The 13,185-nt window shown below is 66.8% G+C and carries 15 protein-coding genes; 5 read left to right on the top strand and 10 right to left on the bottom strand.

The features are described 5' to 3' along the window. Positions 1 to 25: 25 nt before the first annotated feature. On the bottom strand, positions 26 to 1,396 hold the full coding sequence (locus ACWIGI_RS10230) for a helix-turn-helix domain-containing protein (RefSeq protein WP_454202032.1): 1,371 nt from the start codon (positions 1,394 to 1,396) through the stop codon (positions 26 to 28). Positions 1,397 to 1,547: 151 nt separating this feature from the next. On the opposite strand from ACWIGI_RS10230, the gene ACWIGI_RS10225 reads away from it, so the two are divergent. The 5 genes from ACWIGI_RS10225 to ACWIGI_RS10205 all read left to right on the top strand — a co-directional run bounded on the left by ACWIGI_RS10225 (position 1,548) and on the right by ACWIGI_RS10205 (position 4,339). Continuing rightward, positions 1,548 to 1,715, top strand: a complete 168-nt coding sequence (locus ACWIGI_RS10225; protein WP_454202031.1) for a hypothetical protein — start codon at positions 1,548 to 1,550, stop codon at positions 1,713 to 1,715. A gap of 11 nt (positions 1,716 to 1,726) precedes the next feature. Next, positions 1,727 to 1,984: a hypothetical protein gene (locus tag ACWIGI_RS10220; protein WP_454202030.1), complete on the top strand. Its 258-nt coding sequence runs from the start codon at positions 1,727 to 1,729 to the stop codon at positions 1,982 to 1,984. Next, positions 1,981 to 2,334 carry a hypothetical protein gene (locus ACWIGI_RS10215; RefSeq protein WP_454202029.1) on the top strand — a complete coding sequence of 118 codons (354 nt, stop codon included), beginning with the start codon at positions 1,981 to 1,983 and terminating at the stop codon, positions 2,332 to 2,334. The genes ACWIGI_RS10220 and ACWIGI_RS10215 overlap by 4 nt, the downstream gene beginning before the upstream one ends. 167 nt (positions 2,335 to 2,501) lie before the next feature. Continuing rightward, positions 2,502 to 2,792, top strand: a complete 291-nt coding sequence (locus ACWIGI_RS10210; RefSeq protein ID WP_454202028.1) for a hypothetical protein — start codon at positions 2,502 to 2,504, stop codon at positions 2,790 to 2,792. Between the two features lie 365 nt (positions 2,793 to 3,157). Beyond that, a complete protein-coding gene (locus ACWIGI_RS10205; RefSeq protein ID WP_454202027.1) occupies positions 3,158 to 4,339 on the top strand; it encodes a DUF3089 domain-containing protein in 1,182 nt (393 codons plus the stop codon). 22 nt (positions 4,340 to 4,361) lie between these two features. Here ACWIGI_RS10205 and ACWIGI_RS10200 read toward each other — a convergent pair whose 3' ends face one another. From ACWIGI_RS10200 to ACWIGI_RS10160, 9 genes are read right to left on the bottom strand one after another with little or no spacing between them, the layout of a single operon-like run. After that, positions 4,362 to 4,997: a hypothetical protein gene (locus tag ACWIGI_RS10200; protein ID WP_454202026.1), complete on the bottom strand. Its 636-nt coding sequence runs from the start codon at positions 4,995 to 4,997 to the stop codon at positions 4,362 to 4,364. Positions 4,998 to 5,017: 20 nt separating this feature from the next. Then, positions 5,018 to 5,977, bottom strand: a complete 960-nt coding sequence (locus tag ACWIGI_RS10195) for an MlaD family protein (protein WP_454202025.1) — start codon at positions 5,975 to 5,977, stop codon at positions 5,018 to 5,020. Continuing rightward, on the bottom strand, positions 5,974 to 7,026 hold the full coding sequence (locus ACWIGI_RS10190; RefSeq protein WP_454202024.1) for an MlaD family protein: 1,053 nt from the start codon (positions 7,024 to 7,026) through the stop codon (positions 5,974 to 5,976). Before ACWIGI_RS10190 ends, ACWIGI_RS10195 begins: the two co-directional genes overlap by 4 nt. Continuing rightward, entirely contained in the window at positions 7,023 to 8,126 is a 1,104-nt protein-coding gene (locus tag ACWIGI_RS10185; RefSeq protein WP_454202023.1) for an MlaD family protein, read from the bottom strand. Before ACWIGI_RS10185 ends, ACWIGI_RS10190 begins: the two co-directional genes overlap by 4 nt. Beyond that, entirely contained in the window at positions 8,126 to 9,169 is a 1,044-nt protein-coding gene (locus ACWIGI_RS10180) for an MlaD family protein (RefSeq protein ID WP_454202022.1), read from the bottom strand. The genes ACWIGI_RS10185 and ACWIGI_RS10180 overlap by 1 nt, the downstream gene beginning before the upstream one ends. Continuing rightward, the gene (locus tag ACWIGI_RS10175; RefSeq protein ID WP_454202021.1) at positions 9,157 to 10,164 is read right to left on the bottom strand and encodes an MCE family protein; all 1,008 of its coding nucleotides are present in this window, start codon (positions 10,162 to 10,164) and stop codon (positions 9,157 to 9,159) included. Before ACWIGI_RS10175 ends, ACWIGI_RS10180 begins: the two co-directional genes overlap by 13 nt. Continuing rightward, positions 10,161 to 11,192 carry an MlaD family protein gene (locus ACWIGI_RS10170; RefSeq protein ID WP_454202020.1) on the bottom strand — a complete coding sequence of 344 codons (1,032 nt, stop codon included), beginning with the start codon at positions 11,190 to 11,192 and terminating at the stop codon, positions 10,161 to 10,163. The genes ACWIGI_RS10175 and ACWIGI_RS10170 overlap by 4 nt, the downstream gene beginning before the upstream one ends. Positions 11,193 to 11,196: 4 nt before the next feature. After that, complete coding sequence (locus ACWIGI_RS10165) at positions 11,197 to 12,057, bottom strand: ABC transporter permease (protein WP_454202019.1); 861 nt, start codon at positions 12,055 to 12,057, stop codon at positions 11,197 to 11,199. Further along, the gene (locus ACWIGI_RS10160; RefSeq protein WP_454202018.1) at positions 12,057 to 12,872 is read right to left on the bottom strand and encodes an ABC transporter permease; all 816 of its coding nucleotides are present in this window, start codon (positions 12,870 to 12,872) and stop codon (positions 12,057 to 12,059) included. Before ACWIGI_RS10160 ends, ACWIGI_RS10165 begins: the two co-directional genes overlap by 1 nt. Positions 12,873 to 13,185 lie beyond the last annotated feature (313 nt).

Below are 13,185 nucleotides of genomic sequence, written 5' to 3'. Positions count from 1 at the left end.
TCGAGGCTGACTGCGACGGAGGAAACTACGTACGGTCGGGGCAACTCTCGGCCTTCCAGGTGGAGAACGCGTCGAGGAACTCTCCGACGCCGGGTTGTCTGCTCGCGGGATCGATCATGCCGGACAGGCACTCGACCTTGCTCAGGATGCGGGCCGAGCCGGTTCCCAGGCCGATCCCCAATGCCGCGAGCCCGAGCTCGGCGGCCGGTTCGATCGCACCGTCGGCCATGTGCGCCACCGCCGATCGCGCCATACAGACACCCTTGTCCCGGGGATAGCCGGGCAGCATGTGCGTCATCACGAACTCGAACTGATCTGTGGCAGTGCGATATCGACCGGTCTCGGCCTGGCTGTACGCCTGGAACGCGTCGATGTACGGGATATCGACGAACATGCCCCAGCTCTGATCACACGTCGCTTGCGAGGTGATGCTGCGCGCCTCGTCGTACATCCGATCGCTGCGCGAGGTCTCGCCGGCCAGCGCGTAGGCGTGTGCCTGGAAGGTCACGATCGCGGCCATGAACAACGTATTCGGTGGCGCAGCGCGTTTCGCCGCGTCAGCCAGATCCATCGCACTGACCGAGTCGCGCTGATCGCCCGCGAGCTGGCTCATACGAGCGAGAGCGATGCCCACGTAGAAGTCATCGCCGAGCTGGTGAGACCACCGCAACGCGCGATCGGCCCAGTATTGGGCGTTCTCGAAGTCTCTTTGATCCTGAAATTCCCAGGCTGCGGTCTCGGCAAACATCGCCATCAACCGCAGGATCTCCTGCCCACTTCCCACCCGCGCCGCGTGCAGCTGCTGCAACAGGGCGAGGTCGGCGAGCAGGTGCGGCAACGTCTGCGCCGAGCCGTAGAGATTGTCCGAGTCGATCAGCGACATTCGGCGCTTCTGAAAATGCGCGGCATGATCGACCGGAGCGTTGGCGAACAATCCGGCCATCGCCCGATAGTTGAGATTGCCTGCAGAGGTGCCGATCACGGTCGAGGTCACCGCCGATCCGATCACCCCTGTACCGATCCCGGCGAGGAACTGCCGACGAGGGACAGCCACCAGTACTACCTCCCCGGTGAGAGTGCGCGCGGACACGACGATGTGATCGCCGGCGTCGGCCCTCTCGACCGATTCTGCTGGTGCGCCCTCGGTAACGAGGTCGGCCGGAGTGTGCAGCAACTGCCAGAAGCGCTGCTCTACAACTCCTCCGGCCGCGGCCAGCTTGTCGTCCATGCGCCGCGCGTAGCGAGGCGTCAACTGAATCGTCGCGCCTCGACGCTCCCACTTCTTGACAGCGTCGAGCGAAACCCCCACATGATCGGCGAACGCCTCCTGCGTCATTCGCACGGCAAGACGGAACGCCTTGCATTCGACCCCTGACCATTGCGTGCACGCACTCATCAGATACCCCTGTGCCCCACGGTGCACCGAGAGTACTCGCGCAGTACACCCTCGGTCACTCCAATGCGCACATCGCGCGGAGAAGAGTTGATCCCACCACCGGGCCGAGCCGCGGCCAACCGAGACCATCGAGCATCCCGGAGTACTGGACATGGACTTCCTCCTCGCGATCACGCTCGTATCGCTCGCTGTCCTCACGGCCGCCGGCATCGGTCACATCGTGCACCCCCCTGCTGCTTCGGGGCCGCGGCTCACCGTCGCCGACATCCAAGCCCGCCTGGCCGCAGAGCACCCCGGTACGCACATTCCGATCAGCTGAAGGAGGTAGCGATGGCATTCACCGAACACGAGGTGAAGGTGCTCGGAGCACTCTCACTCCTGGAACCGATCCAGACCATGACCGTGCGGCAACTCGGCGCAACGACCGGGCTTTCCGAGTCCTCGATCCGCCGGGCCCTGATGCGCCTGTGCCGAAGCGGACTCGTCCTGGGCACACCGCAGGGACCCGCGCGCTGGCGCTCGACCGAACGCGGCCGACGAGCGCTCACCCAGCCCGCCTACCACGGCTACCTCGAGGCACGATCATGACCGAATTCGTGATCGGATTCCTGCGGCGCGAGGTTTCGGGTGCGGCGTGGCAGCAGGACCAAGCGAGTATCCACGCACTGGCAGAACGGTTCGGGTGGTCGATCGTCCTGATGTACTACGGCGACCCGAACCTCCCGGGCGCCGTTATCAATCGCTTGATGAACTACGCGTACAACGAATCCGTCAGCGCTGTGATCGCACCGAGTTTCGATCATTTCGAAGACGGCGACATTTCGGCTCTGGTCAAGTTCGCCGACGTTATCTGCGCGGACACCGGATGCGGGTACACGGTAGCAAAACACGGCGATGCGACGGGCACTCTGAAAGCCCTCACAATAGGAGTCGAGTAGCTTCGAGGCACGTTCAGCGGGGCGCGGCGACGCATGGCCCGACAGCGATGCGTCGTCACGAACCGGCGGAATCCGGCATGCGGACCCGCCTGCGAGTCGAGCTGAGACGCTCACCCGAACACCGTGCGGCGAACCCTGAACCCAACCCACAGCGATCTTCTCCGTCGATGCACAATGTCGCTCGGTCTTCCTATTTCACCAAACAGATTGCCCTGACTGTAAGTTCAACGATCGGCCGCAAAGAATTCCACACGGCCGAGCTCCGCCACACCGGCGGCACCGTCGCCGCTCATGCCGCCGGCACCCTGCCCGAGGTACTGGAACGCCTCCGCCACAAGACACCACAGGCAGCCAGGCGCTACCAGAAGATCGCAGCCGGCCGCGCCCGAACACTCGCGGACAATGTCTCAAGGCTCGCGCTGGGACCACACTCCTCGACGCCTCTACATGGCGAGTGACCTTCCACAAACCATCAAAATATCCGCTTCCTCGAGCGAAAACCCCTGTCGGCGAGCGTCAACGCATCAAATTCCTTACACCACCGCCGGCTCGTACTGCTTAGACTTCCGAAACGATCGTCAAGATAGGCAGCGGTTGGTCAAAGCCGCTAACGGGTACACCCGCTACGCCGTCTTCGATGCCTCAGCCAGCGCGCTAATCGCCGTCCACGACCTCGGGCACAGCGATTCTTCGACGACTTTCCTCTGCTCGGGATGTTCCGTAACGCAGATGATGATGCCGCTATCATGGCTCTGCAAATCATTTGCCACTACGACGACGTGGCGGCGCATGCAATGACAGCCGCCATAGAGAAAGGCGCGCCATGGCGCTAGCAGCGGAATCCCATCGACGATCTCTGCCTACCCGCCGATGGTTCGGAATCGCGCTCGCCGCCGCCATCTGCCTGACCTCCGGTGGGCTCGCGTACGCACACCCGCCTACTCCGTCGGCGAAGCCGGTATGGCTGTGCAAGCCCGAATTGAGCGCGGACCCCTGCGATCTGCCGTTGCGGACCACCGATCTGGGGACCGGGGCGGTATCCGATCCACCCCCGGTCGCCGAACAGGACAAGCCCGTCGACTGCTTCTATCTGTATCCGACGGTGAGCAATCAGGTCGCGTTGAACCAGGACCCGGTGGCCCAGCCCGAAGTGCGCTCGATCGCCGAGTTCCAGGCTGCCCGCTTCTCGAATCAGTGCCGGGTTTTCGCACCCGTCTACCGCCAGGTGACTCTAACGGCGCTGCCGCTGGAACTGGCCACCGGCGTCGGCCTCATTCAGCTCGCCTACCAGGACGTCGTCGATGCATGGAACGACTACCTCGCCAATGACAATCATGGTCGAGGCGTGATCATCATCAGCCATTCTCAGGGAACCCTGATGGCGCGCAAGTTGATTCGCGAACAGGTCGACCCTGACCCACAGCTGCGATCGCTGTTGGTCGGCGCGTTCCTGATGGGCGGCAACGTCACCACCGCCCGCGGCAGCACCGCCGGCGGCGACTTTGCCACAATTCCCCTCTGTACCGGGCGCGGCGAATACGGTTGCGTGGTCGCCTATTCGGTCGCGCAGAACGATCCACTGCTATCTCTGTTCGGCAATGCGGACCTGAGCTTGATCTCCATGCGCTGGGGCCTGCCCCACGGGCCCGGATATCAGGTGGCGTGCACTGACCCCGCCATCCTCAGCGGCGACGACACTCCCCAGCCCGTGACCGTGCCGTCCGCACCGTACGCGTTCGGAATCATCTCGATCCTGTTGGGCTACACCACTTTCCCCGGCACCCTACCGACGTCGGATTCGGCCTGGACCTCGACCGCATCCCGTGGAACCGGGAGCTGCCAGGAACGCGACGGCTACAACTTCTACAAAGTGAGTATGCGGGGTACCGACCATCTCAACGAGATCCCCCTGTTCGAATCCCATCTGGTCGACATCAACTTCGGCTACGACCGCCTCGTGTCCATCGCTGAGCAGCAGATCCATGCCTGGCAGACACGTCGCTGACCGATGGCGGCCGGCGCGCAAATCACTTCGCGCGCAACGCACCGTCCAGACCCCCGACGTCGGCGATCTTCCAGTCGGTGTCGCGGTCGACAGTCACGGTGTAGGTCACCGTGGTCTGACCGCCCTGCGGTGACTGCGCGTTGGTGGAGGTGACGTTGACGAAGACCTCCACCTGATAGCGGCCACCGGTCTCGGAAGTGACACGGGCCGCGATGGGCTGGGCGGTCGAAACCCACTGCAGCGGGCCGAGCACCTCCTGCAAGGTGGGCGCGGTAGCGTCGAATTTGCCGGCCAGTTCCGGGACAGTATTGGCCTTGAGTCTGGTGAGCCACGCCGCACCGTCCTGATAATTCACCGTGGCCGCGCCCACCGCGTAGTCGGTGGCAACCTGTTCGGCGCGACGCTGATCCGCCTCACTTGCCGTCCGGTCGGACAGTTCACCGCGGGCTGATACCAGCAGCACGCTCAACACCACTATGGCGACGACCGCAGCCAGGGCGGCCGTCGCGGCGAACACCGTCGACAGTCGGATCGACAGGGTTCGTGTGGCCTTGTCCGCGGTGCCCGAGTGCGCGGGCACGGAGTCGACCGGCACGGTCCCGCCGGTGTTTGGATCAGCCGTGGAAAGTGCTGCGGAGCTGTCGGTTTCGGTCTTCATACTGACTCCTTGGTCGTCGGCTACTTGACCCGCACACGAATGTGCAGCGCGCCCTCGGGTTCGGTGGCGGCCAGCGCCTGGGTGATGAGTGCGCTGAGATCCAGTCGCGGGTTGGGATTCGCCGCGCCGTCTGCCAACGGCCGCAGCACGGGCACGAGCTGTTTCAGGTCCGGACCCAGCTGCGCGAACCGCTCGGTGAGGGTGTCCAGGAACGGGACCAGTCCGTTGTCCCGCAGGTACATTCGCGGGGTGTCGCCGGTGTTCATCAGCCGCCCGATGGCGGCGGCGATCTGATCGACCCGCTCACCGAACTGGATGAAGTTCGGTGCGGCTTCGGTCATGGCGGGGCCGGCCCACGCCATATCGGGGACGATCGATTGCAGATCGGTCAGCATCGGGCCGATCCGCGGCGAGCGGGACATGATGGCGGCGGCCAGCAATTCCGAGGCCCGGGTCAGCTCGGGCATGACGGGCTCGGTACCGGCCAGGGCGGTGCCGAAGGTGCCGACCAGCGAACGCATGGCGGCGGGGTCGAGCTGGGCCAGCACCTGCGAAACCTGGCCGGCCACCTGGGGAATGGACGGCGGCGTGCGCACCGTCCGGGCATCGAGCCGTTGCCCGTCGGACAGATAGGGACCGCGGTCGTCGGCGGGAGTGAACTCGACATACGGCTCCCCCAGCGCCGAGAGGCTTTCGATCACCGCCGGGCTGGACACCGGTATCGGATGGGTGTACTCGAGGCGCAGCACCACTTCCACCCCGGCCACCCCGCGCGCGACCGAAGCCACCGCGCCGACCTCGACACCGCGCAGCAGCACGGGCGAACTCGGTTGCAGGCCGGCGGCATTCGGCAGTGTGAGGGTAACCGTGAAGGTTTTCGCGAACGGCTCCGCACGGACCACCCCGAAGGCCAGGTAGGCGGCGCCGAGCACGGTGACGGCCAGGATTCCGGCCAGCGACAACCAGGCGGAGGGCTTCATCGAACGGCTCCGATCATGCGCAGCGACTGCAGGATTCGATCGATCTGCTCTTCGCCGGACGGACCGTGCACGCGCACACCGCGCACATTCACGGCCGGTCCGTGCTCGACCCAGGGGATGATCCTGTCCCGCAGCAGGGCCACGAGCGCGTTCAGATTCGAGGGCGCGTTCAGATCCAGCGGGCGATCGGTGAACAGCAGCGGGACGAAGGCCCGAGCGGCCGCGTCGCCGGATTGCGCCAGCGGCGCCAGCCAGGCGAGCGAATGCGCGACCTCGCCCAGTGCGCCGACCACCCCGATGGTCGCCACGATCGAGTTCACCGCGTCCGTGACCTGCTGTACCGCGGGCGCGGTCAGCAATTCCGCGAGATCGTCCGAGTTCTCGCCCACCGCCGCCGAGACCGCGGTGAGCCCGTCGAGGAAGACCGTCACCTGATCCAGATTGTTCGCCACGTCGACCGCGTTCGCGCCGAGCACACCCGCGATGCGGGCGGTCTCGCGCGGATCCGCGGGCAGCACCGCGTTCAGCTGGTTCACGATGTCCTGGAACCGGGTGATGGCCCCGCCCTGCACGAAGGTGGCCATCGCGGCCATGGCGTCCTCCATCTGCATCGGCGGGCGGGTCTGCCCGAGCGGGATCGTGCCGTCCGCGGGGAGCAGCTCGCCGAATCCGTCCGGGGGCGTGGTCAGCGCGAGGTGGATATCGCCGAGCAGCGTGTTCTGACGCAGTTCGGCCGTCGTCCGCGCCGGCAGGCGCACCGATTCGGCGATCTCGGCCTCCACCACCACGTAGCCGCCGCGGACCGCCGGATCTGCCGAATCCACCACCCGCACACCGGTAACCGTTCCGACCCGCGCGCCATTGGCGACGACCTGTGCCCGCGCGGGAAGATTCAGGGCATTGCCGAATTCGATGCGAACCCGATAGGTCGGTTCCGAAATCCCCGTTCCCGGCACCGGAATTCGCGCCGGATCGAAAGCACAGCCGCCGAGCGGCAGGAGAGCCGCTACGGCCAGGGCGCACAGCGAGTGCCACCGATGCGGTCTCATCGCGCACCCGCCAGCCCGAGCACCAGGGAAACCAGGGGCACACCGGTCAAGCCGTCCGGGGTCCTGCTGCACTGCCCGGGCGCGAGCGCGTCCACCGCGGCGCAGAGGCGATCCACCGCGTCTGGCGGCAATGCGACCCGCGGAGAGGCGTAGGTCAGGCCCGGTGCACCGGTATTCGGATCCAGGACACCGGTGAACGCGGAGGCGATGGCCGGGGTCATGGAAACCAGCTCGCGCAGGCTCCCGACGTTCGCGGCGGCGAAACGCGCCAGCGGCACGATCGCGTCCAGGGCGGCGAAAATCGGATCCCCGAACAGCGTGGTGATGTCGTTGAGCATCGGCAGCACTCGCTGGAAGCCGTCGATGATCTCGATGGTCGTCGAGAACAATCCGTTGTTCACCTCATCGAGCACCGAAGCCAGGCGCAGCAGCATCGATTTGATATCGCCCCAGTGCCCGGACACACCGCGCGCCAGCGAGGACAGCGCGTCGATCACACCCGCCAGATGACCGATCGCGGCATCGGGTGAGTTGAGTGCCGCGCCCAGGGTGGTGATGATCTCGTTGATCTGCGGTCCCGTGCCCGCGGTGGCGGCGTCGAGCGCCGTCAGGCCGCGTTGCAGCGCGTCGGCGTGCGCGGGATCGGGGCCCAGCGTCTCGTTTGCCAGATCCGCGAGCGCGGTGAGGGTTTCGGTCAGGCTCTTGGGCGTGAGGGTCTTGGTGACGCAGCGCGAGTGATCCCAATCGGTAGTCGCCGCGCCGCTGTCGAGCAGGGCCAGCTGCCGGTCCGCGACAATGGTGTCCGAGACCGTGGTGGCCGAAACATCTTCTGCCAGTGGATAGTCGGCATCGACGGTGAAGTCGACCCGCACCGTGCCGCCCTGCGGGGTGATCGCCGTGACGGCCCCGACCGGCATACCCCGGACGGTCACGTGATTACCGGTGTAGAGGCCCACCGTGTCCGGCATCAGCGCGCAGTAGGACTCGACCTTGCGCAGTGGATCGAAGGCGACCAGATAGGCGGCGCCGGTCAGCAGCACCAGCGCCACGGCCCCGGCGAGCGACATGAACACCCGGGCGGACAGCACACGGATCAGCATCAGCAGACCTGCCCGAACACCGGGACGCACACCGGCGCGAGCGCGGCGGGATCGAGGGGCACCGTCTGGCGCGACCCGTCCACGGCGACGCCCCCGTCGGGCGTGAGCAACGCCGTCAGCGAGCTCGCCAGGCCGTGCACCGAGTCCAGCAGCGAATCCAGCTGGGAACCCAGTGCTTCCAGCTCCGGCACCACGGCCACGAGCCGCTGCGCCATCGGCTCGAGTGTGCTCTCCCACGCCGGTTGCAGCGCGGCCAGCCGGGCGATCACCCGGTTCAGGGTGAGCAGCGCGGTCCGCGTTTCCGAGCGCTTGGCCGACAGGACCGTTTCGAGCACATTGATCTTGTCGATCAGGCGGCGCAGTTCGCCCTTGGCGGTGTCCACGCCCGAGAGGTACTCCTCGGCGATCGAGATCGCCTTCGAGACCTCGGTGCGCTGCCGCAGCAGCAGGTCGAGGAATCGATCAACCCCGTCCAGGGTGTCGCGCAGCGCCCCCGGACCGGCCTCGAGCGCATCGGCCAGACCACTCAGATTGCGCCGCACCAGATCTCCGTCCACCGCTGCCACCGGCGCGGCCGCGTCCTGGAAGGACCGGGCCAGACTGTAGGGCAGCCGCACCCGATCTGCCGGAATGACCCCGCGGCCCAGCGGCCGATCACCGGCGGGGAACACCGCGATGTAGTGACCGCCAACCACGGTCAGCATCCGCACGTCCATCGTGGTTTGGTCGCCCAGGAAGACCGAACTGTCGACGGTGAAAGTCATGGTTACTCGATCTCGTTGCAGAGTAAGCGATTTCACCGATCCCACCGGGACCCCGGCCACGCGCACATCGTCGCCGACGCGCACGGACTGCGCCTCGCTCAGGTCCGCGGTGTAGGTCGACCTGCCGAACGGCACCACGTACAACACACCGACCGCCGCCAACACCGCCACCACCAGGACCGCCCCGGCCACGCCCAGCCGCAGTTCCCGCCGGCGCAGCGAGGCGGCGTCGGGCCGAGAGCGACGCGGACGCGCGGCGAACCCTCTCATCCTTTGCATACCGTCACCTGCTGTCCGGCGACGAGAATGCGCAGCGCCGTGGGCAATTCGGCCGAGCCTCGGCTGCACGGAGCAGGCGGAGCGCTACCCGCCGCCGGCACCGCGGCTCGCAGCGCCGCCAGCAGAGCGGGAGCCTTCCCCAGCATGTCGATCACCTCTTGCGGATTCGGGAACAAGGTGCGAATGACGTTGTCCAGATCGGGATTCACGTTCTCGGACAATCCGAGCGTGGCCAGCAGGTCGTCGATCGGGTCGAGCACCGGCGGTGCGGTGAGCGCGAAGTCGATCAACCCGTCGATCCGGGTCTGCAGGGTCTGGAAGACATCGGCGAGTTTGCCCAGCAGGGTGACCAATTGCGGTGAGCGGCCTCCGATCCGATCCGAGATCTCGGCCATGTTCCGGATCAGCGCGGAGATCACCAGTTGCCGATCGCCCACGTATTCGCTGAGCCGGCCGATCGCCTCCAGCGCCGGGCCGACGCCGGCACCGTCCCCTTCGATCACCGCGATCATGCTCTCGCTGAACCTGTTGATCGCATCGGGGGACATCGTCGCCAGTACCGGTTTCAAACCGTTGAACAGGCCCGTCACATCGAACGACGGGGTGGTGCGCTCAACGCCGATGGTGGCGCCAGACGCGATACGCGCGCCCGCCACCGGATCGCGCTGGATATCCAGATACCTTTGGCCCGTGAGGTTCTGGTAGCGAATAGCCAGCCGGGTGTTGTCGTGGATCGCGGAATCGCGCTGCACGGTGAACCGCACGACCGCCCGACCCTGTTCCAGCGCAATGGATTCCACCTTGCCGACCCGAACCCCGTACAAGCGGACGTCGTCACCCGAATGCAGACCGTTGGCATCGGCGAAGATCGCGCGGTAGTCCTCGGTCGGCCCTGCGACCGGCTGCCGGATGACGACCACCACCAGCGCCAGCACCCCCAGCATCGCCACCGTGAAAGCCGTCAGACGCCAGGCCGGCGCGAGCACGCCCGTCATCGCGCACCTCCGGGCGCAACATCCGGAATACCCAGCACCGGAACGAGACTCAGGTCCACATCGACCTCGAGCACCGGCCCGTCCGGGGTATCGGGCATGGTCGAGCGCAGGTTCTCGATCAGGGTCGCCAGCTCGGCGCCGGAGCGCTCCGGGGCCGGCACGGTGCTCGCGGCGGCGGCCAGCATCGGCGCGAGCATGCCCGCGTATTCGGAGAATTCACCTCGGGCCCCGTAGAGGGTATTGCGCAGAGCCGGGAACAACCGATCCACCACCATGGCGATGGTGGCGTCGAAACGGCCGCGATCGGTGCGCAGCACGTCGATGTGATAGACCGAGTTCATCACCTCGAAGAGCGCGTCGGCGAAACGCGCGCCCCCGGTGAGCGCGGATCCGTAACCGCCCAGCAGCTCGGACGGCGCGACGGTCGTGGTGTCGGCGACCGTGCGCCCCAGCACCACCAGGGCCTGCGCCAGCGGGGTGAAAGCCCCTATATCGGAAGCCAATCGAGCCAAGGTGCTCGCCAGTTCCGGGGTGAGCACCTCGGTGGTGACCTGGGTGAGGGTGCGCATCAGATTGCTCATGGTGGCGTCCTGCACGAGGGCCGAACGCGCTCCGGTGAGATCGACCACGACGTCCGGTGACAGCGGCGAACCCCCTGCGCCCCGGCGCAATTCGAGCGCGGAGATGCCGAAGAGGTTCGAGGGCGCGTAGTCCACCTGGAAGCTGTCGTCCACTCCGCCCAGCTGCGAGCGGTCCAGGGCCAGCGAGATGCGCTGGGTGCCCCGCTCGTCCGGCGCGATGCCAACGACCTCGCCGACCGTCACGCCGTCCAGCAGCACCTCGGTGCCGAGCACCACACCGTCGCCGATGTGCTCGGTCCGCAGGGCGATACGCAGTCCGTCCGCCGCGTTCGGGTCCGGGCGCAGCGCCCAGCCTCCGGCCAGCACCGCCAGCGTCACCAGGACCGCGCCGGTTCTGCGCGCTGCCCCGCGACTCACCCGTACGCCGGGCATTCCGTATTCGGGCACGCCGCTACCCCGGGAAACTGATGGCGGAATTGAAGCCCCACAACACGATCGAGAGCACCATATCGATGGCGATGATCGCGACGAAGCTGGCGCGAACCGCACGCCCCGAGGCGATGCCGACGCCCTCGGGGCCTCCCGCGGCGAAGAATCCGTAATAGCTGTGCACGAGAATCACCACTGTCCCGAACACCGCCACCTTGATCACGGCGGCGATGACGTCGAAGCCGGAAACGAACTGAAAGAAGTAGTGGTCGTAGACGCCGCCGGACTGCCCGTGCACCAGCGTGATCAGCCCACGACAGGCCAGGTAGCTCAGGATCAGCGCGATCAGGAACGTCGGCACGATAGCCACCGCGCCCGCGATCACCCGGGTGGTCACCACGAAGGGCACCGAACGCAGACCCAGCGATTCGATCGCGTCGATCTCCTCCGAGATCCGCATGGAACCGATCTCGGCGGTCATCCGGCATCCCGCCTGCGCGGCGAAACCGATGGCCGCGGCGATGGGCGCGAGCTCGCGGGTAGTCGCGAAGGCCGAGACCAGACCGGTCACCGGACCCATACCCAGCATGTTCAAGGTGGCGAAGGCTTCCACCCCGACCGAACCGCCCATGGCCAGCCCGAGCACGATCATCATCGGCACGGTGCCGCCACCGACGATCACCGAACCCCGGCCCCAGGTCATATCGCTGACGATGCGCATGGTCTCCGCGCGGTAGTGCCGCAGCGTGAACGGGACCGCCGCCAGCACCTGCCAGACGAATGCGGCCACGAAGCCCAGCACCTCGACGGGCCGCGGCAGCTGTGCCCGGCGTAGGCGCGCCATCCAGCCGAATCCCCTGGGCGCGTATGGCGTTGCGGTCATCATGCGATCCGCATCGGCAGGAACAGCGTGGTGACCTGGGTGAGCGCGAGATTCACCACGACGATCGACACCACCGACAGCACCACCGCCGCGTTCACCGCGTCGGCGACACCGCGCGGGCCGCCCTTGGCCTCGAGGCCGCGCTGACAGGCGATCACCACCACGATGAAGCCGAAGATGACGGCCTTGAGCAGCGATACCGCCACATCGGCCACCGAGGTGAACGCGCCGAAGGTGGCCCAGTAGCTGCCCGGCGTCACACCCTGACCGCCGATGGCCACCGCGTATCCGGCCAGCACACCGACAAAGATGATCAGCACGTTCAGCAGCGGCGCGACCACCAGCATGGCGATCATGCGCGGAATCACCAGCCGGTTGATCGGCGAAATGCCCATGACGTGCAGGGCGTCGATCTCCTCGCGAATGGTCCGGGCGCCCAGATCCGCGGCGATCGCCGAGGCCGCGGCGCCGCCGAGCAGAAAGCCGGTGGCCATGGGCGCACCCTGTTTGATGACGCCCATGCCGCCGGTCGCACCGAGCAGGGAATCGGCCCCGAGGGTGTGAATGAGATTGCCGACCTGCACCGAGACGATGACGCCGAACGGCACCGCCATCAGGATGGCCGGCAGCGCGGTCACGGTGACCATGCGCCAGGCCTGGTGCACCGCCTCGCGCCATTGCAGGCGGGCGGCGATGAGATCACGGGCGGCGCCGCCTGTCGCGGCGCCCGCCATATCGACCGCGCGGCCGAAGGTGCGCAGCGCGGAGAGCACGGTGTCGGCGAAATTGCCGCGCACCGCCTGCGCGGCGGCCATCAAGCTCGAAGTTCCGGCCGTGGAGCCCCTCGGCACCGGATCGTCCTGAAAAGCCGCCGACAATGCGTTACCCCTGCCCCTGCATTCGGATTGTGACTCGGGCCATATGCCGAGCCGGTGTCCGAATCTATGGCGACCGCATACCTCATGTCACTGCACGGACGAGAAAAGTTGGTACGTCAGTTTTGTCTCGCGAAACAACTTGGCGAAGCCATCACCGCATCCGGACCTATCGCCGGGGTGCCACCGCACTACGGGAGGCGCAGCACCGGCCGCTCGCGAGCGGCGGCCAGCCGGGAGCCGCGACAGGAAA

Source organism: Nocardia sp. NPDC055321, from assembly GCF_053645575.1.
This window is presented reverse-complemented; position numbering and strand designations above follow the sequence as displayed.

What these genes read in the sequence shown, in the direction of transcription:
- ACWIGI_RS10210 (WP_454202028.1), top strand. Translation starts at nt 2,502, where the DNA reads ATGCACAATGTCGCTCGGTCTTCCTATTTCACCAAACAGATTGCCCTG.
- ACWIGI_RS10165 (WP_454202019.1), bottom strand. Translation starts at nt 12,057, where the DNA reads ATGACCGCAACGCCATACGCGCCCAGGGGATTCGGCTGGATGGCGCGC.
- ACWIGI_RS10225 (WP_454202031.1), top strand. Translation starts at nt 1,548, where the DNA reads ATGGACTTCCTCCTCGCGATCACGCTCGTATCGCTCGCTGTCCTCACG.
- ACWIGI_RS10215 (WP_454202029.1), top strand. Translation starts at nt 1,981, where the DNA reads ATGACCGAATTCGTGATCGGATTCCTGCGGCGCGAGGTTTCGGGTGCG.
- ACWIGI_RS10230 (WP_454202032.1), bottom strand. Translation starts at nt 1,396, where the DNA reads ATGAGTGCGTGCACGCAATGGTCAGGGGTCGAATGCAAGGCGTTCCGT.
- ACWIGI_RS10160 (WP_454202018.1), bottom strand. Translation starts at nt 12,872, where the DNA reads ATGGCCGCCGCGCAGGCGGTGCGCGGCAATTTCGCCGACACCGTGCTC.
- ACWIGI_RS10185 (WP_454202023.1), bottom strand. Translation starts at nt 8,126, where the DNA reads ATGCTGATCCGTGTGCTGTCCGCCCGGGTGTTCATGTCGCTCGCCGGG.
- ACWIGI_RS10220 (WP_454202030.1), top strand. Translation starts at nt 1,727, where the DNA reads ATGGCATTCACCGAACACGAGGTGAAGGTGCTCGGAGCACTCTCACTC.
- ACWIGI_RS10195 (WP_454202025.1), bottom strand. Translation starts at nt 5,977, where the DNA reads ATGAAGCCCTCCGCCTGGTTGTCGCTGGCCGGAATCCTGGCCGTCACC.
- ACWIGI_RS10190 (WP_454202024.1), bottom strand. Translation starts at nt 7,026, where the DNA reads ATGAGACCGCATCGGTGGCACTCGCTGTGCGCCCTGGCCGTAGCGGCT.
- ACWIGI_RS10205 (WP_454202027.1), top strand. Translation starts at nt 3,158, where the DNA reads ATGGCGCTAGCAGCGGAATCCCATCGACGATCTCTGCCTACCCGCCGA.
- ACWIGI_RS10180 (WP_454202022.1), bottom strand. Translation starts at nt 9,169, where the DNA reads ATGCAAAGGATGAGAGGGTTCGCCGCGCGTCCGCGTCGCTCTCGGCCC.
- ACWIGI_RS10200 (WP_454202026.1), bottom strand. Translation starts at nt 4,997, where the DNA reads ATGAAGACCGAAACCGACAGCTCCGCAGCACTTTCCACGGCTGATCCA.
- ACWIGI_RS10175 (WP_454202021.1), bottom strand. Translation starts at nt 10,164, where the DNA reads ATGACGGGCGTGCTCGCGCCGGCCTGGCGTCTGACGGCTTTCACGGTG.